The following is a 22,338-nucleotide window of genomic DNA, read 5'->3' on the forward strand; positions in this document are numbered from 1 at the left end:
CGATCACATAAGACGGAGGTAAAGCCATGGATGATCTAGAGAAATACATTGAGAAACGGAAAAAGCGGTCCCCCGCTTTTGCGGCTGGATTTGAAACCGGGTACGAACAGTTTAAGATCGGACTCGTCCTTCGTACGGCACGCGAAAAAGCGGGGCTCACGCAGGATGAGGTCGCCACACGCCTGAGCACAAAGAAATCGGCCATCTCCAGGATTGAGAATCACGCGGAGGACATCAGGTTATCCACTCTGGAGAAATTCGCCGAGGCTATTGGCAAACGGTTGACATTGAAAATTGCCTGATTGATGAATCCATAAAATGCGAACCACACAATTCTGGCTATCGTCGCTCCGCTCCTCAGCCAGATTGTGAACGTTCGCGAAAATGATGAATGACGCCAACCAGAACCCTTGGTAATATAACGATATGGATGAAACGAATCATTTCGGGGACATGCTGCGCGAGCGCAACATTTTGCGGGCTTGGGCACAGCGAGCAGAAGATGAACCTGATCGGGTTGAAGACCATGATGATGGGACTCGACATTTCATCAAGCAAATTCCAGAGAACGATGGGAGATGGTTGCGAGTAGTTGTGAATATTGTGGCGTTCCCGAATCGGCGTGTAACCGTTTTTTTTGACCGACGACTGAGGAGAATACAATGAGAATTAAAATCGACAAAGACAGTGATGCCCTCTACTTCCGGCTGGATGACGGACGCATCGTGGAGTCTGAAGAAGTTCGCCCTGGTGTCGTATTGGATTTTGACGCCAATGATCGCGTTGTGGGCGTGGAGTTTCTAGGCATTTCGACCAGAGCCACACCAGAAGAATTGGCGAACTTCCAGTTCCAAACGTCATAATACCCTTCCAACCAGCGGTAGCACCATACGGCTCGCACACTCTCCGATCCTGGCCGCTGACGTTGGCATATCGATATTATTGCGGAATTTAAACTCAATGCTACTATTTATGCATGACAACCAAAGATAGAGTACTTCATGCTGTTCAGGAGTTGCCTGACGATAGTTCGATCGAAGACGTCATGGAGCGGCTGTTGTTCATGGCAAAGGTCGAGAGTGGCATCCAGCAGGCGGATGCCAGCAAAACCATATCTCAGGTCAAGTCAGGGAGAAGATGGCCAAATGGCTGAAGTGAAGTGGACGGGCATTGATAAATGCAGTGGCTCGTATGGCGGATGAAAATCGTCGGCTAGGGTATCCCGTTGCCGTAACGCAACATGCCTAGATGGCCGTAAATGGGAATGTTGTAATCTGCTGACATTGACTTCTGCGACATTTCGTCACCTTTGGCGTCTCTTTGATTAACGTAGAGCGACATAATGTCTCCATGATGTCGTCTTTAATAAATGATAAACAGATAGTGAAAAAGTTTTAACTCGTTAATTGATAGATGTTTATCGTTCTATTTATGAGCTGCTTGCGTTATGATGGCACGCTCATTGCTTAGGTAAAATCATGTCATTCAATATGAAATCTTTTTCGCACTGTTTTGTTGCGATATATCGGAAGGAGTTGGCTTATGGCTAAGGTATTAGGAATTGATTTAGGAACGACGAATTCTTGTATGGCGGTCATGGAGGGTGGTGAGCCTGTTGTGATCCCTAACGCTGAGGGAATGCGGACGACGCCTTCCATTGTGGCGTTCACCAAGACGGGTGAACGGTTGGTCGGGCAAGCGGCAAAGCGCCAGGCGATCACGAACTCCCAGAGCACCATTTATTCGATTAAGCGGTTCATGGGTCGTAAATTTGAGGAGGTCGCCCGCGAGATCTCGTTGGTGCCTTACAAAGTCGTTAAGGCCAAGAATGGTGATGCCCATGTTCAAGTGGGTGATAATCTGTATTCGCCGCCGGAAATTTCCTCGATGATCCTTCAGAAAATGAAGGCGGATGCCGAGGCCTATCTGGGCGAGAAGATCACCCAGGCGGTCATCACGGTGCCGGCTTATTTCAACGACAGTCAGCGTCAGGCGACCAAAGATGCGGGGCGCATCGCCGGGTTGGAAGTTTTGCGCATCATCAACGAGCCCACCGCCGCCTCGTTGGCCTATGGGCTTGATAAGAAGAAGGACGAGAAAATTGCCGTCTACGATTTGGGTGGCGGTACGTTTGATATTTCCGTTCTGGATATCGGTGAAGGCGTCTTCGAAGTCAAGGCGACCAATGGTGACACTCATCTCGGGGGTGACGATTTTGATGACACCATCATGACGTGGCTGGCGAATGAGTTCAAGAAGGAGCAGGGGATTGACCTGACCAAGGATCCCATGGCTAAGCAGCGTCTCAAAGAGGCCGCTGAAAAGGCCAAGTGCGAATTGTCGAGCGCTTTGAGCACCGACATCAATCTTCCCTTTATCACCGCCGATGCTTCTGGTCCGAAGCATTTGAATGTGACCCTCTCCCGTGCCAAGCTGGAGCAGTTGGTCGACCCCTTGATTGAACGCACGATGCAGCCTGTGAAGAACTGCATGAAGGATTCAGGTCTTTCGACGGTTGATGAAGTGGTCCTCGTGGGCGGTATGACGCGTATGCCCAAGGTTCAGGAAATGGCCAAGAATCTTTATAATAAAGAACCCCACAAGGGTGTGAACCCGGATGAAGTCGTGGCCGTTGGCGCCTCAATTCAGGGCGGTATTCTCAAGGGCGAAGTCAAGGATGTGCTTTTGCTCGACGTGACGCCTCTCTCCCTGGGTATTGAGACCCTAGGCCGTGTGTTCACCGCGTTGATTGAGCGGAATACGACCGTGCCCACGAAGAAGACGGAAATTTTCAGTACGGCTTCGGATAATCAGCCGTCAGTGGAAATCCACGTTCTTCAAGGTGAGCGCAAGATGGCGGACCAGAACAAGACCATTGGCCGGTTCCATCTGGATGGCATCCCTCCTGCCGCGCGTGGTGTGCCGCAGATTGAAGTGACCTTCGATGTGGATGCGAACGGAATTCTCCATGTGTCCGCCAAGGATCTGGGAACCGGGCGTGAGCAGAAGATTACGATCACAGCCTCCAGCGGGTTGACGGATTCCGAGATCAAGGAAATGGTTAAGGATGCCGAGGATCACGCGGATGAGGATCGCAAGAATCGCGAAACGGCCGAAACCCGCAATATGGGCGACAATCTGGTTTACCAGACTGAGAAACTGATAAAGGATCAGGGCGCCAAGATGACGGACGACAAGAAGAAGCCGGTGGAAGCTGAACTGGAGAAGCTGAAAGAGGCGCTCAAGGGCAGTGATAATGATGCCATCAAGGCGGCCATTGAGGGCGTCAACACGGTGATGCAGGCATTCACCGCCGAGATGTATGCACAAGCCAAGACACAGCATCCTGGTGGCGGGGTAGGGGATGCCGAGCCGGGGGCGGATGCAGGCGCCAAAGGCAAGGGCGGCAAGGATGATGTGATTGATGCCGATTTTGAAATGGTGGATGAGAATAAGAAGAAGTAAGGACAATACGCGGGGCGACTGGTTAGCCGCTGCGAAGAAGTAGAAACAAGAAAAGGAGAACCAAATAGATGAAGATTAAGCCGTTAGGTGACCGGGTTCTGGTTGAGCCCAAGAAGGAATTGGAAGTCAAAAAGGGCGGGATTATCATTCCCGACAGTGCGAAAGAAAAACCAACCGAAGGAACAGTGATTGCCATCGGTACCGGCAAGCGCGATGAAGATGGAAAGTTGATCCCGTTCACCGTCAAGGTGGGCGACACAGTGTTGATGCCCAAGTACGGCGGCACTGAAGTCAAGATCAACGACAAAGAATACCAGATCATGCGCGAAGAGGATATCCTCGGCATCGTTGAGTAATTTTTGGATAATTCTGAAGTAACAATAAAAGAAGGAAAAAACAATGGCTGATAAAGGCAAACAACTCAAGTATGACAGCGAAGCGCGCCAGGCGATGCTTCGTGGTGTGGAGAAGTTGAGCCGTGCCGTCAAGGTTACCCTTGGCCCGTGCGGTCGTAATGTGATTCTGGACAAGAAGTTTGGTTCCCCGACCATCACCAAAGACGGTGTGACGGTTGCGAAGGAAATTGAACTGCCCGACCCGTTTGAAAACATGGGTGCCCAGATGGTTCGTGAAGTTGCCAGCAAAACCAGCGATACCGCCGGTGATGGAACAACGACCGCGACCCTGCTTGCAGAGAACATCTATCGCGAAGGCTTGAAGAATGTAACCGCCGGTGCCAATCCGATGAGCTTGAAGCGCGGGATTGACTTGGCTGTTGCCGTGGTTGTCGAAGCCATTGCGAAGCAGGCCAAGAAGGTCAAAGAACACGTTGAGATCGCCCAGGTTGCGACGATTTCCGCTAACGGCGAAGTCGCCATCGGCGAGATCATTGCCGAAGCCATGGATAAGGTCGGCAAAGATGGCACCATCACGGTTGAAGAGGCCAAGGCCATCGAGACCACGTTGGATGTGGTCGAGGGTATGCAGTTCGACAAGGGCTACATCTCCCCGTACTTCGCCACGAACATGGAAGCCATGGAAGCCGTTTTGGATGATCCCTATATCCTGATCTACGAGAAGAAGATCTCGAATCTCCAGGACATGCTGCCCCTGTTGCAGAGCGTTGCCAAGTTGGGCAAGCCGCTTCTGATCATTGCCGAGGACATCGAGGGCGAAGCCCTGGCGACCCTGGTGGTGAATCGCCTGCGTGGTACGCTTCAGATCTGTGCCGTCAAGGCCCCTGGCTTTGGCGACCGCCGCAAGGCCATGATGGAAGATATCGCCATTCTGACCGGTGGTAAGTGCCTGACGGAAGATCTCGGCATCAAGCTGGAGAGCGTCAAGGTTGAAGATCTGGGCCGCGCGAAACGCGTGACCGTTGACAAAGAAAACACCACGATCGTGGAAGGCGCCGGGAAATCGACCGCCATTCAGGGCCGTGTTGCCCAGCTTAAGCGTCAGATCGAGGAGACCTCCTCGGACTACGATCGCGAGAAGCTGCAGGAACGCCTGGCGAAGCTCGCCGGTGGTGTGGCCGTCATCAACGTTGGTGCTGCGACCGAAACTGAGATGAAGGAGAAAAAGGCCCGCGTCGAAGACGCCCTGCACGCAACCCGTGCGGCGGTGGAAGAAGGCGTGGTTCCCGGTGGTGGTGTGGCTCTGCTGCGCTGCTTGCCCGCGTTGGATAAGATGACCGCGGAAGGTGACGAGAAGATCGGTGTGGATATCATCCGCCGTTGTCTCGAAGCTCCTTTGCGTCAGCTTGTGGATAATGCCGGCCTCGAAGGCGCCGTTATCGTTCAGGAAGTCAAGAAGCTCAAGGGCACGATGGGATACAATGTGGCAACCCGCCAGTATACCGACCTAATCAAGGAAGGCGTTCTGGATCCGGCCAAGGTGACCCGTATGGCGTTGCAGAACGCGGCGAGCATCTCGGGGCTGTTGTTGACCAGCGAGTGCATGATTACCGAGATTCCGAGCAACGACAAGCCGGCTCCTATGCCCGGCGGCGGTGGCGGAATGGGTGATATGGGCGGAGGGATGTACTAAGCCCGTATCAATAAACCGTTTATAGAAAACGGTTGACCTGTGTAAACGGGGCGCATACACTGCGCCCCGTTTACTTTTCTTTATATGGAGGTGGATTTTGAACGCAGAACTTATTGAACAAGCCAAATTGAAGATGACGTCGGTGCCATTGCTGGTAAATATGATCTCAAGGCGCGTGCGTCAGTTGAATGCCGGAATGCGGCCTTATCTCAAGCCCTTGACCCCGAATGAAGAGAAGGTGGACATTGCCCTGCGTGAAATTATTGAGGGTAAGTTGACCGCCGAAATCGGATTCTTTGATCCGTCATCTCCGGGTGCTGCTTCCAGTCATTAAACTGGAACTGTTTCATGGCGGCCGCTAAGGATAAGAAAGAGGCGGACAAAACCGCCACCAATCGCAAGGCGTTTCACGACTATTTTGTTGTGGAACGTATTGAGGCTGGGATCGAACTGCTGGGAACCGAAGTCAAGTCGGTGCGTGGTGGTAATGTGACCCTCACCGGCGGCTACGCGACTATTACAGCAGCAGGACGTGTGGTGTTGACTGATGTCCACATCGCTCCGTATGAGTGCGGGAACCAGTTCAATCATGAACCGACACGTCCCCGCACCTTGCTTTTGAATCGTAAAGAGATTGAAAAGCTGAAAACTAAAATTGCCCAGCACGGGTACACGCTGGTTCCTCTGAAAATGTATTTCCATAAGCGTTGGGCCAAGGTCGAATTGGGGCTATGCAAAGGGAAGCAGGATGGGGATAAACGGGATACCCTGCGGAAAAAGGATGCGGATCGGGAAACTCGTCGCGCCATGTCGCGTGATTGGTAGTTGGTGATCGCTTTATTTTTCAGGTAAGGTGTGGGTGTCCAATTACGAAAGGGTGGTATTATGCGTAATTTAGGTTGGCCTGAATTATTGGTGATTCTCCTGGTGATCGTGGTGTTGTTTGGCGCCCGCAAACTTCCTGATTTGGCTCGTTCTCTGGGGAAAAGCCTCAGCGAATTCAAGAAGGGCCGTGATGAGGCCGCGAAACCGGGTCCGACGGATACCGGGAAGAAGGATGAAGACAGTAAGCAGTGAGCAGTCGGTCATGCTTACTGGCTGCTGCTTACAGTTTGATGCTTGGCCGACGGGCCTCGGAATCAAGTTGCTTCAGGGCCTCATTCACATCGTTCAGCCACGGGCTCTTGGGATTGCTGGCCAGAAAATCCTCATAGGTAGCGCGGGCCTCGACGTAACGCTTCAAATCCTGCAGGCATCGCGCTTTTCCGAATATCGCCATGGGCATCAGAAAGTGCTGGGGATGCTTGGCGGCAAATTGAGTAAAGGCCGTTAATGCAACTTCTGTGTTGCCCAGCCCCTCGGTACAATGGATTTTTCCCAGTTCAGCCATGGCAGCCATGGGGTGATCGGGATATTTCGATAGGAATTCCTGATAGTTGGACTGAGCCGCTACAAAGTCGCTGTTGTCATACTGAGCCTTAGCCAATTGTAGCAGGGCTAATTTGGTGGCTGAGGTGTTCGGATACTGTGTGAGGATTGATTGCAGTGCCTGACTGTTGCGGGCTTCCCCGAGCATCCTGGAGGCTTTCTCTTCGTTATTGGCGTTGTTGGATCGGTAGAGTATCACCGCGAGAATCAAGATGGCTGCAATCCCGCCTGTAACAAGCCAGTTCCGCCATTCCGCACCCGTTGACTCCAATGAAGCTCCTAGTTCGTGTCCAATCGGTTGCCCATGGTTCGGTTCATTATTATTTGTCATGATGATCAATCCCTTTACGTCTGAAAAGTTCAGGCATTTAATACGGGTATGCCGGTTGAAGCAAGATCAAAATCTGAAACTCGTTATTCGTATTGTAGAGGCGGCGATCATTGGGCTGGTGTGGAAGATTCTTGAATTGATGGTTTCGCTTTTGTTACGTTAACTCCTGTTCAATGTCATTCAAATGAGTATGAGGAGGCTATTATGAGCGTACGAAGACTTAAGGCTGCAATTCGCGATGTGCCTGATTTTCCCCACCCAGGAATCATGTTCAAGGATATTACGCCGGTTCTTAAGGATCCGAAACTGTTTCGGGCTGCAGTCGATTTGTTCGCCAAACGCCATCGAGACAAGGGTATTCGCAAAATTGCGGTGATTGACGCCCGTGGTTTCTTGTTTGGTGCCGCCTTGGCTTATAAGTTGAAAGCTGGCGTTGTACCGATCCGGAAAAAAGGGAAATTACCCTATCAGACTTATGAAGAAAGCTATGAACTCGAATATGGTTCGGCCACGCTGGCCATCCATATCGATGCCTTTTCGCCTGGCGAGCCCGTCGTGTTGGTGGATGACCTTCTGGCCACTGGAGGGACGGCCTTGGCCTCCGCAAAGCTCATCGAGCGGGCTGGGGGGAAGGTGGAGGAAATAGACTTTCTCGTCGAGCTTGGATTCCTGAACGGGCGTGAGAAGCTTGGCGGCTATAACTTGTTTGCCCCAATCAAATATTGAGGCCAATGCTCTCGGAAATGGCTTGAGCCTTGGCGGCGTTGTCCACGAGGCGCACCAGGGTTAGTGCGAAGTCAAAAGTGGTTCCGGCTCCATGACTTGTGACAATACGGCCATCAACGACGGTAGGTGCCGTGAGCCTTGGCGTGACGGTGAGTCGGCTGGCGACGCCCGGATGGCAGGTTACATTTCTACCAGTCAGAATTCCCGCCGCCTGCAAGGTAAGGGGTGCTGCGCAAACGGCACCGATCCATTTTCCTGCCTGATGAAATTCTAGAATGGTTGCCAATAATGGCTTAAAATTAAGGAATTTCTCCACTCCCGGTCCGCCTCCAGGGATCATCAGAATATCATACTCGGAGGGGATAATTTCGGCCCATTGTTTGTCTGGTATCAGGCGGACACCGCGCGATGCCGTTAAAATCCCTTGTTCAATTCCCGCCACGGTGACTCCCCACTGGGCACGGCGTAGGATATCAATAATGATAACCGCTTCCATTTCCTCGGTGCCATTGGCGATGGGGACAAGAACGTTAGGCATAGGCTTGAATTCCCTAGTCGTTTCTCCGCCCCCCGAGCAGACCAGCACGGTAGAGATAGTAGAGCAGGGTGAGCAGGGCGGTGATGGCTGATGCCACGTAGGTCAAAAAGGCGGCATTCAGCACCCGTCCAGCGTCTTCCTGTTCGCGGATACTGACGATCCCTGATGAAACCATGAGTTTTTTGGCTCGCGCACTGGCATCCCATTCAACTGGCAGGGTGATCAGCGAGAATACAACCGTGATACTGAAAAGGATGACACCGATTAGAATCATTTTCGGGTTGTGCATAAACATACCCAGCAGAAAGAAGATATAAGAGCCCCAACTGCCAATCTGGGTTGCTGGAACCAAAGAAGAACGGAGGCCCAACCAGACGTAGGCTGAAGCATGTTGTAACGCATGACCGGCTTCATGGCAGGCCACCCCAATGGCCGAGAGGGATGTGGAGTCATAAACGCCCTCCGACAAACGCAGGGTGTGGGAGGTAGGATCATAATGATCGCTTAAAAAACCACTGGCCCGTTCAATTTTAACATTTGTTACGCCGTTCCGGGCAAGCATCTGGCGTGCGGCTTCCGCTCCGGTCATGCCGGAGGCGGCCATGGTTTGCGAATAGTGCGCAAATGTGGATTTAACTTTGAAGGTGGCAATCAAAGCCAGCACCATGCCTGGCCCGATAAATAAAAAATACAGAGGATCGAAAAACATGGTTTATAACCTCCTGATCATTGTCGGTTTTAACATAAGGACTGGCAGATAGTAATGGCGGCAACGCCGACAATATCATCTGCGCTGCACCCGCGGGAGAGATCATTTACAGGTTTTGCCAAACCTTGAAGAATGGGCCCGTAAGCAATGGCTCCGGCAAGTCGTTCTGTTATTTTGTAAGAAATGTTACCCGCTTGAAGATCAGGGAATATAAAGATATTGGCCGATCCTTTTAAGGGACTATCCGGACATTTTTTGGCGGCGACGTTGGGAATCATTGCGGCATCCACCTGAAGTTCGCCATCGACGACGGCATCTAATCCTAGTTCTGCCACGCGTTTCCGGGTTAACTCTGTCGCCTTGATCATTTTGTCCACCAAGGGATGTTGTGCGCTCCCTCGTGTAGAGAACGAAAGCATGGCGACGCGCGCTTGTCCACCTATCAGTGCTTTGTGAGAGGCAATGGTCGCCAAGGCAATATCCACCAACTGCTCAGCTGTGGGGTCAGGATTGACGCCGCAGTCGGAGTACAGCAGGACTTTATCGCCGGAAGGGGTTGGCTTGGTTAACTCCATCGCAAAGAAGCTGCTTCCAGTTTTGATACCCGGAGCTGTGCCGACGCACTGAAAAGCCGCGCGCACCATGTCGGGGGTGGAGGCAATGCTGCCGGCAACCAATCCGTCAGCCAGCCCCATCCGAACCATCATATCACCGAAATAAAGGCGATCCTTCAGAAGAGAGTGTGCCTGCTCAATGGTGATTCCCTTATGTTTACGAATTTCAAATAACGCCTGCGCGATACGTTCGAAATCCGGGGAATGGGGATAATCCAGTAGTGTGACAGGGAGTCCGGCAAAGGAGATGCCAGCAGTGCTAATTTGAGCTTCCTCCGGAGTGGCCAGTACGATGACTTTAGCGATTCCCTGTTGGGTGATTTTTACCGCCGCTTGCATGACCCTTGGATCATGACCTTCGGCCAGAACAAGAGTACGGTGAGCAGCGCGAGCTTTTGGAATGAGTGATTCAAGTAGTGACATATGTAAAGGATCTTTCGGATATTATTTGATGCAGGCAGGGCAGGGGAGGATGGGGTTGTCGGGGACTGATAATAAACGGACGGTTTCCCGGGCAATCATTAATTCCTCATTGGTCGGCATGACAATGGCTTTCAGCTTGCTTTCCGGAGTACTGATAATTGCGGGACGTCCGATCGCAGTGTTGTTTTTCTCGGGATCCAGATAGCAGCCCAGAGATTCAAGTTTGCGGATTGTATGTTCGCGGATATAGGAACTATTTTCTCCGATTCCCCCGGTGAAAACCACGGCATCGGCGCCATTCAGCAGGGTGAAGTAGGAACCGATATACGAGACTAATCGCTGAACAAACATTCGGATGCCGCGCTGGGCTTGGAGGTTGCCGGCCTCGGCCGCCGCAATGTTATCACGCATGTCTCCGCTGCCAATTCCGGAGACGCCAAGGAGGCCGCTACATTTATTCAAAAGTTTATCGATGGCGTCCGGCGTCATTCCGCGTCGGGCGAGGTAAAGGACTACGGCCGGATCGATATCACCACATCGGGTTCCCATAACAAGCCCGTTCAGCGGGGTCATGCCCATGCTGGTATCTAGGACATTTCCGCGTTCCACTGCAGTGATGCTTGCGCCATTTCCAAGATGCGCCGTAATCAGTTTAAGCTCTCCCAAGGGAGCGTTTAACAGGTTGGCGGTGGCATACGAAACAAATTTATGGGACGTGCCATGGAATCCGTATTTACGGATTCCATACTTCTCGTAATAGTCATAAGGAATGGCATAGAGATAGGACGAGGCCGGCATGGAATGATGAAACGCGGTGTCGAAAACGGCGACATTCGGAACCCCTTCAAAAACCAATTGGCATGCTTCAATCCCCCCGAGATTGGGGGGATTATGAAGCGGGGCAAGTGCGGCGCATTCGTGAATATTGTTTTTTACTTCGTTTGTGACAATGACCGAGTCATGGAAATTCTCTCCGCCATGCACAACACGGTGTCCAATGGCCTCGACATCCATCAGACTGTTTAAGACCCCCACTTCAGGTTCAACCAGTTTCGCGCATACCAGTTTTAAGGCCTCAGCATGATTAGATACGAGCGCCTGCTCCTTAAAAGAACTGCCGTCAAAGCGCTCATATTTCAAGAAGGGCTCATTGAGTCCGATTCTCTCCACAATCCCCTTGGCAAGAATTTTCTCGTGATCCATGGCAAACATGGTGAATTTCAGGGATGAACTTCCGGCGTTAACAACGAGCACGTTAACCGGCCCGCGTAGTGATATAGCAGCAGACATAATATTTCCTTAGAAACACAAAAGGTTTAGCCGTTAAAAAAATCACGATATAATTGCATGAGTGTAATAGGGAGTTCAAGCATATACGCCAAAAATTTTCATTCATGTGTATTTAAAGAGGGCTCGTTTCGGGGATGATCCGTGTGCGGCGGTAGCGGGCTGGGGTCACGCCGGTCAATCGTTTGAAGTGCTTGATAAAATAGCTTTGGTCATTAAAGCCCACCTGATAGGCAATTTCTGTGCAGGATTTATCAGTGTTTCCCAGCAGTTGAAGGGCATTTTGAACCCTCGTATGAATGATAATCTGGAGTAGTGTCTTTCCACTATGCTCCTTGACTACGTGAGCCAATCGAAAAGGGCTCAAGCCCACTTCCTTCGCGATGTCCTTTAGTTGGATGGGCTTCATATAGTTATGTGCGATGAAATCAAGCGCCTTTGTGACGTGGGTGTTGGAGCGATTAAAGCCGTGAAGGTAAATGCCTTCAATAAAGTCATTCAGGGCGTCCGTGAGAACTCGTGCCAGGGCTTCAAAATCGCGGGCACGGATCAGGCGCTCCATCCATTGGTGATTGCGCTCAATAAGGGATTCCATGACGGGGCTGTCTTCCACGGCAGCACGGGTGAGATATCCCATCATTTCAATAGCACGGGCTCGCAGTACGACCAGCTTGGGTGTGGTCAGATACATGGCGCCCAGCATCTCATTCAGTACACGACGGGCTCCGGTCTGGTCACCTGCCCGGATATGCGAGAGCAGAATGCGCTCTTTTTCGAAGGGATAAGCTGTCGGAGCACCCCGTTGTTGTTGATCTTCGATCGCTTCGGCGATTTGTTGTTGCTGCTGTCTCCTGAGGCGGTTTTCGTTCATATGAACCGCCTTCCATCCGCTCATCTGATAGAAGGTGTGCTCGAGATAGCTGGCCGCTTCGTTGCGTTCGCTAAGAGAGAGAATGGGGCGGCTCGCGTAATAGTCATGAGCTTGAGCAGGGGATAACCCCAGGGTGATCAGGTGGCGGACACTGTCCGCTTCTGGTCGCTGGTTTTCCTTGAAAAGCACATCACCCCCGATTAAGGCGCCATGGATAATCCTGCGGTGTTCCAGTGCGACCACCCAACTTCCGAGTCCCGGCATGGTTTCAAAAAAATATGGACAGCCCATATTGACACTCTCGTGAAGGGCGTAGATTCGAAGTTTATTGATTTTCAAAATTGGCACGCCGATAGGATCGGTCTCCCGATTCGTGCACCCATTAAGATCCATGAAAAAGGGTCGTATCCCTGTGACCCTGCGGACATCACGCGATATTTCACTGAGAAGTCGCTTGGAGAGACTTGTCATAACGGCAATCATTGCGTATTCGTATTATTTCGGTTCGGGGAAATGAATTTTATTATAATTCACTAATAATTGATAATCTCCAGTTTAGTTGGCATTACGTCAAGTGGAGATTCAATTCGTGAATGGCCCGTTTTAGCATTAAAAATGTGATATACAGCAAGAACGTCGTATTTGAGGGCTAGAAACAGCTATTTTGATAATCTTATGGAATGCTATTTTCGTTCCCCATTAAGGAATGAATAGATCTTCAGCAAACAAAAGGAGTATATGATGAGCGCAGTTTTGGAACAGATTAAGGAATCATTGATGAAGGGCAAGGCCAATGACGTCAAAGTATTGGTTCAGCAGGCATTGAACGAGAACATCGGTGCTGCGGATATTTTGAATAAAGGGTTATTAGGCGGTATGGGTATTATCGGAGAACGTTTCAAGAAGAACGAAGTTTATGTCCCGGAAGTGTTGATCGCGGCGCGTGCGATGAAAGCCGGAATGGAGATTTTGAAGCCGGCACTGGCGGCGGCCAAGGTCGAGCCTCGTGGCGTGGTGGTGATTGGCACGGTAAAGGGCGACCTTCATGACATCGGTAAAAACCTGGTTGGCATGATGCTTGAGGGCGGCGGTTTCAAGGTGGTGGATGCGGGGATCAATGTTGAACCGGCTAAGTTTATTGAGTTAGCACGGGCCAACAATGCCTCATTGATTGGTGCCTCGGCACTGCTCACCACCACCATGACAAATATGAAAGAGATCGTGGTGGCACTCAAGCAATCCGACCTTGCCGGTAAAGTGAAAGTGATGATTGGCGGGGCGCCCGTAACCCAGGCGTTCTGTGATGAGATCGGTGCTGATGGCTATGCTCCCGATGCTGCCTCTGCCGCGGATTTAGCCAAGAAATTGGCCTAGTACTTTTTACCGAGGGGCTGGCGCTAATCATCGCCAAGCCCCTTTTTTTGTTGTATTAATGGTTCCGTTCAGTTTTTCTTTTCTCAGAATTATCTTTAATCTCGACTCTAATCGTGACATAATATTTTTTCTCAATTTTACGGTGAAAGGATTTATATGGCCGTCTTGATTGGAATGTCGAGTACAGTAAAAGGGAAAAAATTTGAACTGAAGCATGATGAAACATTCATCGGTCGAAGCACTCAGAACCAAATTCCGATTGATGACGTCTCGATATCTGGTCGTCACTGTAGCATCGTTAGGGATGGAAATAAATTCTCGCTGATTGATCTTGGCTCTACCAATGGCACGCGTCTAAATGGTTCCGGAGTTACAAAAACGGGGTTGCGGCCAAAGGATATTTTGCAGGTAGGCAGTGTTGAGTTGATGTTTGATGGTCAGGACGTTGAGGTAGATTCCGGAACGGCATCTGATACCGCCAAGATAGAAGTTATGGCAGAACCGGTTCATATCCCTCCAAATTTTCATACGGCGTCGCCGTTCGGCAATCGCAAAGATAATCGGAAGCCCTGGGTGATATTAACCATCGGGTTGATGGTTCTGGTAGTCGCGGCACTTGCATTTTTTATCGTCAGGATGTTTTTCGCCTGATGGCTCCCCGAGGTAGGCGACATGCTGGCATGACGCTGGTTGAGATTTTGGTCGCACTGTCTGTGTCTGCTTTGATTTTATCTGCCGCCGCCTTGGTTTATCGGACCATAACAGCTTCGCTACGCCGTCAGCAAAGCAGTCGGCAGGAATCTGCATATTCTGCGCTGGAACAGTTGCGGCAGGATTTAGTCCAGTGCGCCCAAGTACCCTCCACTAATCTTCCGGCCTTTGTTCTGGAGAGCCAGAGTAGTGGTAGTAACACCCCCCAGATATCATCGCTCGCCTTCTCCGCCGGGAGTCTTCCTGCGCCAGAGACCGATTTTTCAAGTTTGGAAGTCTCTCGGATTCGATACAATCTAATTCTCATGGATGCGGATACAGAGGGACGGCTGGTTCGTGAAACCATGAGCTTGTGGGGCTCGAACGCCCTTTCGCCAGCTGTCAGCAATACTCTTTTAGATCATGTGACTGCTTTTGAAGTGTCCGTGCTTGCGGATACAGGTTGGACCAACACATGGAGCTCTTCCAACCGGTTACTGGTGCCCCGTGCGGCACGTCTTCGTTTGGATTGGCGAACCGATACATCACTGGAAACGGCTCGAATGGAGGTATTCATTCCTGCTGGTAATCTCGTGCCCAGCGGGAAGTCAAAGCGGTGAACTTTCTTTTCTTAAGATTTTTATCTTGCGTCATGTGGGGGAGATATCTATTATCTGCCCCTCATTAATTCAAGGAGACGACCGATGGGTAGGGCATGTGAAATTTGTGATAAAACGGTTAGCACGGGCAATCGAATTGTACGTCATGGTTTGGCTAAGGCCAAGGGCGGTATCGGCTTACATACCACGGGGATTACCCGCCGGAAATTCTTGCCGAATCTTCAGAAGATTCGCGTGAAAGAGGGCGGAAGCGTTATTCGCAAGACTGTTTGCACTGGATGCATTCGTTCTGGCAAAGTGGTTAAGGGCTAACGGCAGAACGAACTTTCGTTTTGTCAGTTGTTCAAAGGGCGTGGAGTGAAAACTCTGCGCCTTTTTCCTTTAATCAATGGATCTGATTTCCCGGAGCGCCTCAATGGCGTGCCGCATTTCCACCGCATCCTCAAGTTGCATCATTTCCACCAGATGCCGACGGCCGGCCAGCATCCGGCGGAGATATTGAGGAATCCATTTTCGATAAAGCCGGGTGGCTCCGATGGGGCCATACAGTTCGACCATCCGCTCAAAATGGGCTCCGGCAAAATCCACCCACTCCGCGCGGGAAGGGGGGGGCGCGGAAGGCATGCCTCTCATTTCGTTCCAGATATCGCGGATCAGCCAGGGGTGTTTCAGAGGGCCACGTCCCAGCATGATGCCTGCGCAACCCGTCACCTCGAACATCCGAAGGGCCGCCGCAGGTGAGGTTATGTCTCCATTCCCGATCATCGGTATTCGCTTGGCCGCCTGCACCACTGTTCTAATTCCCTGCAAATCGGCTTCGCCGCTGAATCCCTGACATCGAGTGCGGCCGTGAATAGTGATGGCTGCCACCCCGGCGGCTTCGAGTTCAGGAACCATTTCGTGTGCCACAAGGCTCTCTGTGTCCCAGCCCAGCCGAAGCTTGACTGTGACGGGAATCTTCACCGATTTAACGACTCCAGCCGCGATTCGGATCGCTTCCTTGGGATCCCGTAAAAGCCCTGCGCCAGCCCCTTGAACGGAAATCTTGCGCTGGGGGCACCCCATATTGATATCGATCAATTGTGCGCCCCGCTGTTCGAGCAATACCGCTCCGGCACAAAGGGTATCATAGTGAGCCCCATAGATCTGGTGGCCAAGCGGTAAATCTTCATCTGATGTTGCCGTCAGGGATTTTAGGCGTCGGGCTTTACCAATTAAAAGGCTCGCGGGGCTTAGCATTTCAGTATAGGCGAAGCCCAGCCCACCTAGTGCGCGGAGGCTCATCCGAAATGCGAAGTCCGAGTATCCCGCCAACGGTGCAAACAGAATCGGGGTGTCAAATTCCAGCGGGCCGATTCTAAGCTTGAGGGGGAGGCTCATGAATTTAGAAAAGACCGGGCACGGTCACGTTCCATTAATTGGGCTCGGTAGCCGCTCAGATCCCGTTGGGGAGCCGCTCCAGACGCCACAGCCGCTTCCGCAATGGCTGTCGGCACCTCAAGGAACAGTCGACGGTCAAAGGGTTTGGGAATGATATACCCGGATCCGAATGTCAGATCGGTTCCATAGAGTTTTTTGACCTCAGCCGGAACCGGTTGGCGCGCAAGGTCGGCTAGCGCTTTCGCCGCCGCCACTTTCATCGGCAGGTTGATGGTCCGTGCCCGTACATCGAGTGCGCCACGGAAAAGGAAAGGAAACCCGAGGACATTGTTGACTTGGTTCGGATAATCCGAACGGCCAGTGGCCATCACATAGGGTTTATTGCCCATGGCTTCAGCCACATCTTCAGGACGAATCTCCGGATCTGGGTTGGCCATTGCAAAAATGCCCGGTTGCGAGGCCATGGTCAAAATCGAAGCGGGCTTAACGCAGTTGGCGGCTGAAACGCCGATAAACATGTGTGCCCCTTTCAAGGCATCTGTCAGGGTAGTGTCGGACGTGGCGAAGGCATGTTCTTTCTTTTTACCGCTGAGATCACTGCGATCACTGCGAATGACGCCTTTTGTATCGCACAACATGACGGTTTTTGCCCCCGCCGCCTTGAGCATTTCGCAAATTCGTATGCCCGCCGCACCCGCGCCGTTGATGACGATTTTCAACTCATCCAGTGAACGTTGTGAAATATGGCAGTAGTTCATGGCCGCTGCCAGGGTAATCACGGCAGTACCCCATTGGTCATCATGGAAAACAGGGATGTCCAGCATGGCATCAAGTTTGTCCTCAATTTCAAAGCAGGCGGGTGCGGCGATATCTTCCAGATTGATTCCCCCGTACATCGGGGCAATGGCCATCACCGTATCGATGACCCGCTGAGGATCGGTTTTGCCGGTATTCTGCCCCTCCATGCGGCAGTGATTCACAGGAACGGGCCATCCATCAACGTCACCAAAAGCCTTGAATAGAACGGCTTTTCCTTCCATCACGGGAATACTGGCTTCGGCACCGAGGTCGCCAAGTCCAAGAATCGCCGTCCCATCAGAGACTACGGCCACCAGATTTTCCTTGGCGGTACAGCGATAGAGTGCTTCACGGTCACGAGCAATTTCTTTGACGGGCAGGGCAACACCGGGCGTGTAGGCAAGCGACAGATCGTCCGGCCCCAAAAGTTTTTTAGTGGTGCGCATGCCGATTTTGCCGCCGACATGATAATCGAGAATTTCTTTATTTTTCTGGGTCATAAGGCTCCTCATTGCATCAAACGAGCGGACAATATACTGGATTCCAGCCAGTCAAGACAACAGCAAACAAGGAGTCCATCGGGAATTCCCTGATACAGAAATCAGGGATAGGCTAGCTTGTGACATTTCATAATTAGTTTACTCTAACCCATAAGTGAATTGAGAGTTTGATAACCCATGTGCGCTGCAGGTGCTGGAGGAAGGGACCAAGAACCATGAATTCGAACTGTGAATTTTCTACGACGCTGGCACCTCAGAATGATGTGGGCTGGCATCTGCGTCCAGCGGGGTTGCTTGTGAAAGTCGCCAGCATGTTCGAATCCGAAATTATCGTGAGATGCGGTCAGCGGATCGCCAGTGCGAAAAGTTTACTGGGGATTCTCTCCCTTGGCGCGGGAAATGGGGTGCGCCTTTATATTTCAGCCCGGGGGCGTGATGCCCAGTTGGCAATCAAATCAATAGGAGAAAAGTTCTCTGCTGATATGAGTACTAAGGGGGCCACCATGCAGGAGAGTCAGTCGGGGATCAAAAATAGCAAACCCAAAAAACACGTGGCGACCACCTTTAAATGTGGAGTCAAACCAGATGCCAAAAAAGCTTATTTGGTTGGTGATTTTAACGAGTGGGATCCACAGGCGGATCCCATGACCAAACGAAACGGCTGCTTTTTGAAATCCATCAAGCTTACTCCCGGGCAATACCAGTACAAGTATGTCATCGATGGTGAATGGCATGCAGATCCGGCCGCGCCAGTGGCCGTCAGTGCGTTGGGATCAATCAACAATGTAATTTGCGTTTGACGCAACTGAAACTTTTTGATTGCGGCAGGATGCGCTCCTTGGGACTATGAGCGCATGAAGCAGATTAAAGTGTTTTCTCCTGCGACGATCGGGAATGTCGGACCCGGCTTCGACGTTCTTGGGCTGGCAGTCAAAAATCTCGGTGATATCGTTGAGGCGCGGCGCTTATCTGGTGGTAAGATCCGCATTGCCGCTGTTCATTCGGCGGTTCCCCTGTCATGCGATCCCAGGAAAAATACCGCTGCACTCGCTGCCGCAAATGTTTTCAAATATCTCAATATCAAGGGGGGGATTGAACTCACCCTTTACAAGGGTTTGCCGATTGGCTCCGGTCTTGGTTCCAGCGCGGCGTCTGCCGCGGCAGGCGCGTTTGCTGCCAATATTATTTACGGTGCACAGCTTAGCTTGGACCAATTGATTCTTGCGGCGACCGAAGCCGAAGCCATTGTGTCAGGTGGTTTTTTTGCCGACAACACCGCGCCCGCCCTGATGGGGGGGGCAACCTTGACCCGGTGCTGTGTCCCGCTGGATGTTACCCGGATTGGGTCAATTCGGAGCTTGAAGATTGTGCTGGTGACTCCCAATGTGGTGGTGCTTACACGTGAGGCTCGTAAAATGTTGCCACGGCAAGTTCCCATGGAACACTTTATTGCCAATATGGCGAATACGGCGTTGATCACAGCTGCCTTTGCGAAAAATGATTATTCCCTGTTTTCGAGGTGCCTGAATGATGTCATCGTTGAACCCGTTCGATCCAAATTGATTCCAGGCTTTGATGCGGTAAAACGTAATGCGCTCAAAGCCGGTGCGGATGGCGTAGCCATTTCCGGATCCGGACCGACTCTGTTCGCCATCACGGATAATTTTAAGAAGGCGAAGGCTATTGAGAAGCAAATGGTACTTACGTTTAATTCGCTGGGAATTGCGTCCAAAAGTTGGGTCACTACGGTGGACTCTCAGGGAACCAGGTTGATATAAGGCAATGCATACTACAGACCGCTGAGGGAAAGGGTTTTGTTCAGCGCTGGGGTTGATGAAAGAAACTCATCGGCCCGGGCTCTGGCGGTTGACCAATCGGGCGCACTCTGAATGGCCGTAAAAAGGGTATGGCCGAAAGCGAAATTTCGCGCGAAGTAAGGGGTGAAGACTTTTAGTCGGATCAATCCCTTTTTCGGGTCAAAATCATCCTCCATGTAGTTGCACAGTCGCGTCCATACTTCGTGATGATCGATGGTCAGGTCACGGCGGAACCACTGTGCAAATATCCAGGGCCGTGCCGCTGCCACTCGTCCAATCATAAGCCCTGCTGCAGGGGAAAAGAGTGATGCGTTCGACTGGATGTAGGAAATTCCCGTAATATCCCCGTTGGCGATGATGGGGAGTTTGGTTTCAGTTGCCAACTCGGCATAAAAAGAGTGTCGGGGCTGATAACGGTTTAGGGATTCTTCCGCGAATCGGGGATGTAAGGTTAATGCGTCAATGCCTTCGTCCTCGAAAAGATGCAGCCGGTCATGTAATACGCTTCGCCAATCCGGGGTGGAACGGCCCAAGCGGATTTTGACGGTCAGCGGTCCCGTAAAATCGCGTCGTATGGTACGGATGATATCGCGAAGCCGGGCGGGATCGTCGAACAGGTTTGAACCTCCGCCCTGCTGTTGAACTGTTGCGGACGGACAACCGAGATTGATGTCAATTCCATCTCGGGAAACCGGGGCAAGCCGGGCTAGGGTGGCTTGCAGACGGGTGGAATCGGTAATCAGCAACTGGTAGATGACCCGGTTTTCCTGTGGGCGTCGTTTAAGCCAAGGGGAGGTTGCGGGGTCTTCATGAACAACCATTTTTGCTGACAGCATTTCAGTGAACAATGCCCCGTAGCCTCCGAAATCAGCCAGAAGTCGTCTGAAGGCACTGTGGGTAATTCCTGCCATAGGGGCGCAGAAGAGCGGGGGATCATAACGTATCCCCCTGAGTGTGAGGGGAGGGTGCAATAGATGTGGCGGAGACATAATCCGGTAGATGCTCACAAATATTGGTGGCATGTGCAACCGTTTTACGACATATTTTCAACCCAATGAACCTGATACTCCTTTTTCCTGCAGATTTTATTGATGAGCATAAGGTGGTTTTACTTGGGGTGCGAATGGAACACATTCGTGCCGTGCTCCGGGCAGGAAAGGGAGATTCATTGCGGGTTGGGCTTTTGAATGGGCTTCTGGGGACTGGAATCATCTCGGCGATAACGGATAAAGGCGTTGAATTGATCATTACGTTGAAGGAAGTTTCGCCGGTTCCGCTCCCTATCACACTTCTTTTGGCGATGCCGCGGCCGAAATGTTTCCGCCGCATCATTCAGTGTGCCACCACGATGGGGGTTAAACGTATCGCATTATTTGGGGCTTATCGGGTCGAAAAAAGTTATTGGAAAAGTCCCTGGCTGGAGGATCAGGAATTGCAGCGGCAGTTGGTGCTCGGGTTGGAGCAGGCCCGCGATACGGAGATGCCTCAAGTTACCATGCACCCCTTTTTTAAACCGTTTGTAGAGGATGAGGTATCGGCTTTGGCAGCAGGAAGCCGATGTTTGGTGGCGCATCCAAGTGAGCGTTCAGACTGTCCTTCCAATATTTCTGAACCGATGACCCTTGCGATCGGGCCGGAAGGTGGGTTTACCGATTATGAACTGGGGCTTCTGACCGAACGTGGATTTGAATGTATCACCCTGGGGAAACGTATTCTCAGAACCGAACAGGCTGTTCCTGCTTTTCTTGGTCGTTTGATGAGGGCGTAGCGAAAGCCGCCTTTGGGGTTGTTTTCCATCGGCGGTGAATCCAAGTCCATTGGTCAGGATATTCCCGGATCACATCTTCGATGATTTTAGTATACAGTTGAGTAAAGACGTGAATGGTTTCTGGTTTACGGTCAGGCGGAGGGGGAATGGCGGGGAACGCCTTGATGAGATGCCTGCCATTGTCCAGGCGGATCATAAAAACAGGAACCACAGCGGCCCCGGATTGGGCGGACATATAGGCGAGACCGGGAGAGGTACAGGCCTTTTTGCCAAAGAAATCGACAAAAACCCCTTCAGTATCGATCATGTTTTGGTCCAGAACAAAAGCGACAATTTCATTTTTTCGCAAGGCGGATAGGCATTGGCGATAGGAGTTATGCGCCGGCACGAACTTGAGGCCAAATCGGCTCCGGGCATCCATCCAGAATTTATTAAGCGTAACATTTTTAATACTCTTAGTAATGACTGTCGTCGGAAAATTGAACTTGGGTGCGAAGGTGCATAACAGATCGAAATTCCCGAGATGGGCTGAAAGTACAAGCAAGCCTTTGCCCGCAGTAAGCACATTATGGCTGTAGGCTTCATTCTCCCACAGGATGTTTTCCTCAAGGTAGGTTTTTGTAACGGAGGGGAGTCGGAATTCCTCAATGAGGTTCATTCCGAGATTTTGATACATCCGATCAATGATGGCGTTTCTTTCCTGTTCAGTTTTTTCGGGGAAACTGCGACGCAAGGCCTCTGAGGCGTCTTTGCGGCGATGACGCAAGACGGAGCCAAAAAACCAGCCGAGTCCACGGCCAAGCGTGAGTGCCCCGGGAAGCGACAGCCAGGCAAAGAAATGGGTCAATCCTTTTAATATGAGATGAAGCATAGGGGTAACACCGTATTCAGAAATTGGGCGCGGGTCAAGTCAGGGCGTCAATTATTTTGCGGGTCTTGCTATTTTAGTG

27 protein-coding genes and 1 pseudogene are annotated in these 22,338 nt (G+C 51.4%); 18 read left to right on the plus strand and 10 right to left on the minus strand.

The window, feature by feature from the left end; genetic code table 11:
- Positions 1-26 precede the first annotated feature (26 nt).
- The 10 genes and pseudogenes from WCI03_05975 to tatA all read left to right on the plus strand — a co-directional run bounded on the left by WCI03_05975 (position 27) and on the right by tatA (position 6,534).
- Positions 27-302 carry a helix-turn-helix domain-containing protein gene (locus WCI03_05975; GenBank protein MEI8139400.1) on the plus strand — a complete coding sequence of 92 codons (276 nt, stop codon included), beginning with the start codon at positions 27-29 and terminating at the stop codon, positions 300-302.
- Between the two features lie 124 nt (positions 303-426).
- Entirely contained in the window at positions 427-666 is a 240-nt protein-coding gene (locus WCI03_05980; protein ID MEI8139401.1) for a DUF4258 domain-containing protein, read from the plus strand.
- Positions 663-863: a DUF2283 domain-containing protein gene (locus WCI03_05985; protein ID MEI8139402.1), complete on the plus strand. Its 201-nt coding sequence runs from the start codon at positions 663-665 to the stop codon at positions 861-863. Before WCI03_05980 ends, WCI03_05985 begins: the two co-directional genes overlap by 4 nt.
- 113 nt (positions 864-976) lie before the next feature.
- Positions 977-1,153 (plus strand): hypothetical protein, encoded by a 177-nt coding sequence (locus WCI03_05990; protein MEI8139403.1) that lies wholly within the window; start codon positions 977-979, stop codon positions 1,151-1,153.
- 389 nt (positions 1,154-1,542) lie between these two features.
- Positions 1,543-3,465 (plus strand): molecular chaperone DnaK, encoded by a 1,923-nt coding sequence (gene dnaK, locus WCI03_05995; protein MEI8139404.1) that lies wholly within the window; start codon positions 1,543-1,545, stop codon positions 3,463-3,465.
- Positions 3,466-3,533: 68 nt separating this feature from the next.
- Positions 3,534-3,821: a co-chaperone GroES gene (locus WCI03_06000; protein MEI8139405.1), complete on the plus strand. Its 288-nt coding sequence runs from the start codon at positions 3,534-3,536 to the stop codon at positions 3,819-3,821.
- A gap of 43 nt (positions 3,822-3,864) precedes the next feature.
- Complete coding sequence (gene groL / locus WCI03_06005; protein MEI8139406.1) at positions 3,865-5,514, plus strand: chaperonin GroEL; 1,650 nt, start codon at positions 3,865-3,867, stop codon at positions 5,512-5,514.
- A gap of 97 nt (positions 5,515-5,611) precedes the next feature.
- Positions 5,612-5,848: a DNA-directed RNA polymerase subunit omega gene (rpoZ, locus tag WCI03_06010; protein MEI8139407.1), complete on the plus strand. Its 237-nt coding sequence runs from the start codon at positions 5,612-5,614 to the stop codon at positions 5,846-5,848.
- 14 nt (positions 5,849-5,862) lie between these two features.
- A complete protein-coding gene (smpB, locus tag WCI03_06015; GenBank protein ID MEI8139408.1) occupies positions 5,863-6,339 on the plus strand; it encodes an SsrA-binding protein SmpB in 477 nt (158 codons plus the stop codon).
- 60 nt (positions 6,340-6,399) lie between these two features.
- Positions 6,400-6,534: pseudogene (tatA, locus tag WCI03_06020) on the plus strand (twin-arginine translocase TatA/TatE family subunit).
- A gap of 85 nt (positions 6,535-6,619) precedes the next feature.
- Here the strand turns inward: tatA and WCI03_06025 are convergent.
- Positions 6,620-7,273 (minus strand): tetratricopeptide repeat protein, encoded by a 654-nt coding sequence (locus WCI03_06025; GenBank protein MEI8139409.1) that lies wholly within the window; start codon positions 7,271-7,273, stop codon positions 6,620-6,622.
- A 204-nt stretch (positions 7,274-7,477) separates the two neighbouring features.
- Between WCI03_06025 and WCI03_06030 the strand changes: the two genes are divergently transcribed.
- Positions 7,478-7,999 (plus strand): adenine phosphoribosyltransferase, encoded by a 522-nt coding sequence (locus WCI03_06030; GenBank protein ID MEI8139410.1) that lies wholly within the window; start codon positions 7,478-7,480, stop codon positions 7,997-7,999.
- On the opposite strand, the gene WCI03_06035 is transcribed toward WCI03_06030, so the two are convergent.
- From WCI03_06035 to WCI03_06055, 5 genes are all read right to left on the minus strand, one after another.
- Positions 7,989-8,537: a DJ-1 family glyoxalase III gene (locus WCI03_06035; protein ID MEI8139411.1), complete on the minus strand. Its 549-nt coding sequence runs from the start codon at positions 8,535-8,537 to the stop codon at positions 7,989-7,991. The two genes, WCI03_06030 and WCI03_06035, sit on opposite strands and share 11 nt — an antisense overlap.
- Positions 8,538-8,550: 13 nt before the next feature.
- Complete coding sequence (locus WCI03_06040) at positions 8,551-9,246, minus strand: zinc metallopeptidase (GenBank protein MEI8139412.1); 696 nt, start codon at positions 9,244-9,246, stop codon at positions 8,551-8,553.
- A 29-nt stretch (positions 9,247-9,275) separates the two neighbouring features.
- A complete protein-coding gene (gene pta, locus WCI03_06045) occupies positions 9,276-10,283 on the minus strand; it encodes a phosphate acetyltransferase (protein MEI8139413.1) in 1,008 nt (335 codons plus the stop codon).
- A gap of 21 nt (positions 10,284-10,304) precedes the next feature.
- The gene (locus tag WCI03_06050; GenBank protein MEI8139414.1) at positions 10,305-11,573 is read right to left on the minus strand and encodes an acetate kinase; all 1,269 of its coding nucleotides are present in this window, start codon (positions 11,571-11,573) and stop codon (positions 10,305-10,307) included.
- Between the two features lie 112 nt (positions 11,574-11,685).
- Positions 11,686-12,912: an AraC family transcriptional regulator gene (locus WCI03_06055; GenBank protein ID MEI8139415.1), complete on the minus strand. Its 1,227-nt coding sequence runs from the start codon at positions 12,910-12,912 to the stop codon at positions 11,686-11,688.
- A gap of 267 nt (positions 12,913-13,179) precedes the next feature.
- On the opposite strand from WCI03_06055, the gene WCI03_06060 reads away from it, so the two are divergent.
- From WCI03_06060 to rpmB, 4 genes are all read left to right on the plus strand, one after another.
- Positions 13,180-13,815, plus strand: a complete 636-nt coding sequence (locus tag WCI03_06060; protein MEI8139416.1) for a corrinoid protein — start codon at positions 13,180-13,182, stop codon at positions 13,813-13,815.
- Between the two features lie 156 nt (positions 13,816-13,971).
- Positions 13,972-14,466, plus strand: a complete 495-nt coding sequence (locus WCI03_06065; protein ID MEI8139417.1) for an FHA domain-containing protein — start codon at positions 13,972-13,974, stop codon at positions 14,464-14,466.
- On the plus strand, positions 14,466-15,125 hold the full coding sequence (locus WCI03_06070) for a type II secretion system protein GspJ (GenBank protein ID MEI8139418.1): 660 nt from the start codon (positions 14,466-14,468) through the stop codon (positions 15,123-15,125). Before WCI03_06065 ends, WCI03_06070 begins: the two co-directional genes overlap by 1 nt.
- 84 nt (positions 15,126-15,209) lie before the next feature.
- Complete coding sequence (gene rpmB / locus WCI03_06075) at positions 15,210-15,437, plus strand: 50S ribosomal protein L28 (GenBank protein ID MEI8139419.1); 228 nt, start codon at positions 15,210-15,212, stop codon at positions 15,435-15,437.
- Between the two features lie 69 nt (positions 15,438-15,506).
- Here the strand turns inward: rpmB and WCI03_06080 are convergent, their stop codons facing one another.
- Together WCI03_06080 and WCI03_06085 are read right to left on the minus strand one after the other, a co-directional pair.
- Positions 15,507-16,505, minus strand: coding sequence for a tRNA-dihydrouridine synthase (locus tag WCI03_06080; protein ID MEI8139420.1), 999 nt, complete (start codon positions 16,503-16,505; stop codon positions 15,507-15,509).
- Positions 16,502-17,803, minus strand: a complete 1,302-nt coding sequence (locus WCI03_06085; protein MEI8139421.1) for a malic enzyme-like NAD(P)-binding protein — start codon at positions 17,801-17,803, stop codon at positions 16,502-16,504. Before WCI03_06085 ends, WCI03_06080 begins: the two co-directional genes overlap by 4 nt.
- A gap of 215 nt (positions 17,804-18,018) precedes the next feature.
- On the opposite strand from WCI03_06085, the gene WCI03_06090 reads away from it, so the two are divergent.
- Positions 18,019-18,603: an HPr family phosphocarrier protein gene (locus WCI03_06090; GenBank protein ID MEI8139422.1), complete on the plus strand. Its 585-nt coding sequence runs from the start codon at positions 18,019-18,021 to the stop codon at positions 18,601-18,603.
- 54 nt (positions 18,604-18,657) lie between these two features.
- Complete coding sequence (locus WCI03_06095; protein ID MEI8139423.1) at positions 18,658-19,581, plus strand: homoserine kinase; 924 nt, start codon at positions 18,658-18,660, stop codon at positions 19,579-19,581.
- 11 nt (positions 19,582-19,592) lie between these two features.
- Here WCI03_06095 and WCI03_06100 read toward each other — a convergent pair whose 3' ends face one another.
- Positions 19,593-20,642, minus strand: a complete 1,050-nt coding sequence (locus WCI03_06100; protein MEI8139424.1) for a tRNA-dihydrouridine synthase family protein — start codon at positions 20,640-20,642, stop codon at positions 19,593-19,595.
- 32 nt (positions 20,643-20,674) lie between these two features.
- Between WCI03_06100 and WCI03_06105 the strand changes: the two genes are divergently transcribed.
- Positions 20,675-21,388, plus strand: a complete 714-nt coding sequence (locus tag WCI03_06105) for a 16S rRNA (uracil(1498)-N(3))-methyltransferase (GenBank protein ID MEI8139425.1) — start codon at positions 20,675-20,677, stop codon at positions 21,386-21,388.
- Here WCI03_06105 and WCI03_06110 read toward each other — a convergent pair.
- Complete coding sequence (locus WCI03_06110) at positions 21,336-22,259, minus strand: lysophospholipid acyltransferase family protein (GenBank protein MEI8139426.1); 924 nt, start codon at positions 22,257-22,259, stop codon at positions 21,336-21,338. The two genes, WCI03_06105 and WCI03_06110, sit on opposite strands and share 53 nt — an antisense overlap.
- Between the last annotated feature and the right edge of the window lie 79 nt (positions 22,260-22,338).

This window comes from bacterium (assembly GCA_037143175.1).
In the GTDB taxonomy this organism is placed as follows: Bacteria; Verrucomicrobiota; Kiritimatiellia; order CAIKKV01; family CAITUY01; genus JAABPW01.

Bases quoted from the DNA above. Each gene is read 5' to 3' on its own strand.
- WCI03_05985 (MEI8139402.1), top strand. From the start codon at position 663: ATGAGAATTAAAATCGACAAAGACAGTGATGCCCTCTACTTCCGGCTG.
- WCI03_06055 (MEI8139415.1), bottom strand. From the start codon at position 12,912: ATGACAAGTCTCTCCAAGCGACTTCTCAGTGAAATATCGCGTGATGTC.
- WCI03_06095 (MEI8139423.1), top strand. From the start codon at position 18,658: ATGAAGCAGATTAAAGTGTTTTCTCCTGCGACGATCGGGAATGTCGGA.
- groL (MEI8139406.1), top strand. From the start codon at position 3,865: ATGGCTGATAAAGGCAAACAACTCAAGTATGACAGCGAAGCGCGCCAG.
- WCI03_06025 (MEI8139409.1), bottom strand. From the start codon at position 7,273: ATGACAAATAATAATGAACCGAACCATGGGCAACCGATTGGACACGAA.
- WCI03_05990 (MEI8139403.1), top strand. From the start codon at position 977: ATGACAACCAAAGATAGAGTACTTCATGCTGTTCAGGAGTTGCCTGAC.
- WCI03_06030 (MEI8139410.1), top strand. From the start codon at position 7,478: ATGAGCGTACGAAGACTTAAGGCTGCAATTCGCGATGTGCCTGATTTT.
- dnaK (MEI8139404.1), top strand. From the start codon at position 1,543: ATGGCTAAGGTATTAGGAATTGATTTAGGAACGACGAATTCTTGTATG.
- pta (MEI8139413.1), bottom strand. From the start codon at position 10,283: ATGTCACTACTTGAATCACTCATTCCAAAAGCTCGCGCTGCTCACCGT.
- WCI03_06080 (MEI8139420.1), bottom strand. From the start codon at position 16,505: ATGAGCCTCCCCCTCAAGCTTAGAATCGGCCCGCTGGAATTTGACACC.
- WCI03_06065 (MEI8139417.1), top strand. From the start codon at position 13,972: ATGGCCGTCTTGATTGGAATGTCGAGTACAGTAAAAGGGAAAAAATTT.
- WCI03_06070 (MEI8139418.1), top strand. From the start codon at position 14,466: ATGGCTCCCCGAGGTAGGCGACATGCTGGCATGACGCTGGTTGAGATT.
- WCI03_06085 (MEI8139421.1), bottom strand. From the start codon at position 17,803: ATGACCCAGAAAAATAAAGAAATTCTCGATTATCATGTCGGCGGCAAA.
- WCI03_06035 (MEI8139411.1), bottom strand. From the start codon at position 8,537: ATGCCTAACGTTCTTGTCCCCATCGCCAATGGCACCGAGGAAATGGAA.
- WCI03_05975 (MEI8139400.1), top strand. From the start codon at position 27: ATGGATGATCTAGAGAAATACATTGAGAAACGGAAAAAGCGGTCCCCC.
- WCI03_06110 (MEI8139426.1), bottom strand. From the start codon at position 22,259: ATGCTTCATCTCATATTAAAAGGATTGACCCATTTCTTTGCCTGGCTG.
- WCI03_05980 (MEI8139401.1), top strand. From the start codon at position 427: ATGGATGAAACGAATCATTTCGGGGACATGCTGCGCGAGCGCAACATT.
- WCI03_06040 (MEI8139412.1), bottom strand. From the start codon at position 9,246: ATGTTTTTCGATCCTCTGTATTTTTTATTTATCGGGCCAGGCATGGTG.
- WCI03_06100 (MEI8139424.1), bottom strand. From the start codon at position 20,642: ATGCCACCAATATTTGTGAGCATCTACCGGATTATGTCTCCGCCACAT.
- rpmB (MEI8139419.1), top strand. From the start codon at position 15,210: ATGGGTAGGGCATGTGAAATTTGTGATAAAACGGTTAGCACGGGCAAT.
- WCI03_06050 (MEI8139414.1), bottom strand. From the start codon at position 11,573: ATGTCTGCTGCTATATCACTACGCGGGCCGGTTAACGTGCTCGTTGTT.
- smpB (MEI8139408.1), top strand. From the start codon at position 5,863: ATGGCGGCCGCTAAGGATAAGAAAGAGGCGGACAAAACCGCCACCAAT.
- WCI03_06000 (MEI8139405.1), top strand. From the start codon at position 3,534: ATGAAGATTAAGCCGTTAGGTGACCGGGTTCTGGTTGAGCCCAAGAAG.
- WCI03_06105 (MEI8139425.1), top strand. From the start codon at position 20,675: ATGAACCTGATACTCCTTTTTCCTGCAGATTTTATTGATGAGCATAAG.
- WCI03_06090 (MEI8139422.1), top strand. From the start codon at position 18,019: ATGAATTCGAACTGTGAATTTTCTACGACGCTGGCACCTCAGAATGAT.
- WCI03_06060 (MEI8139416.1), top strand. From the start codon at position 13,180: ATGATGAGCGCAGTTTTGGAACAGATTAAGGAATCATTGATGAAGGGC.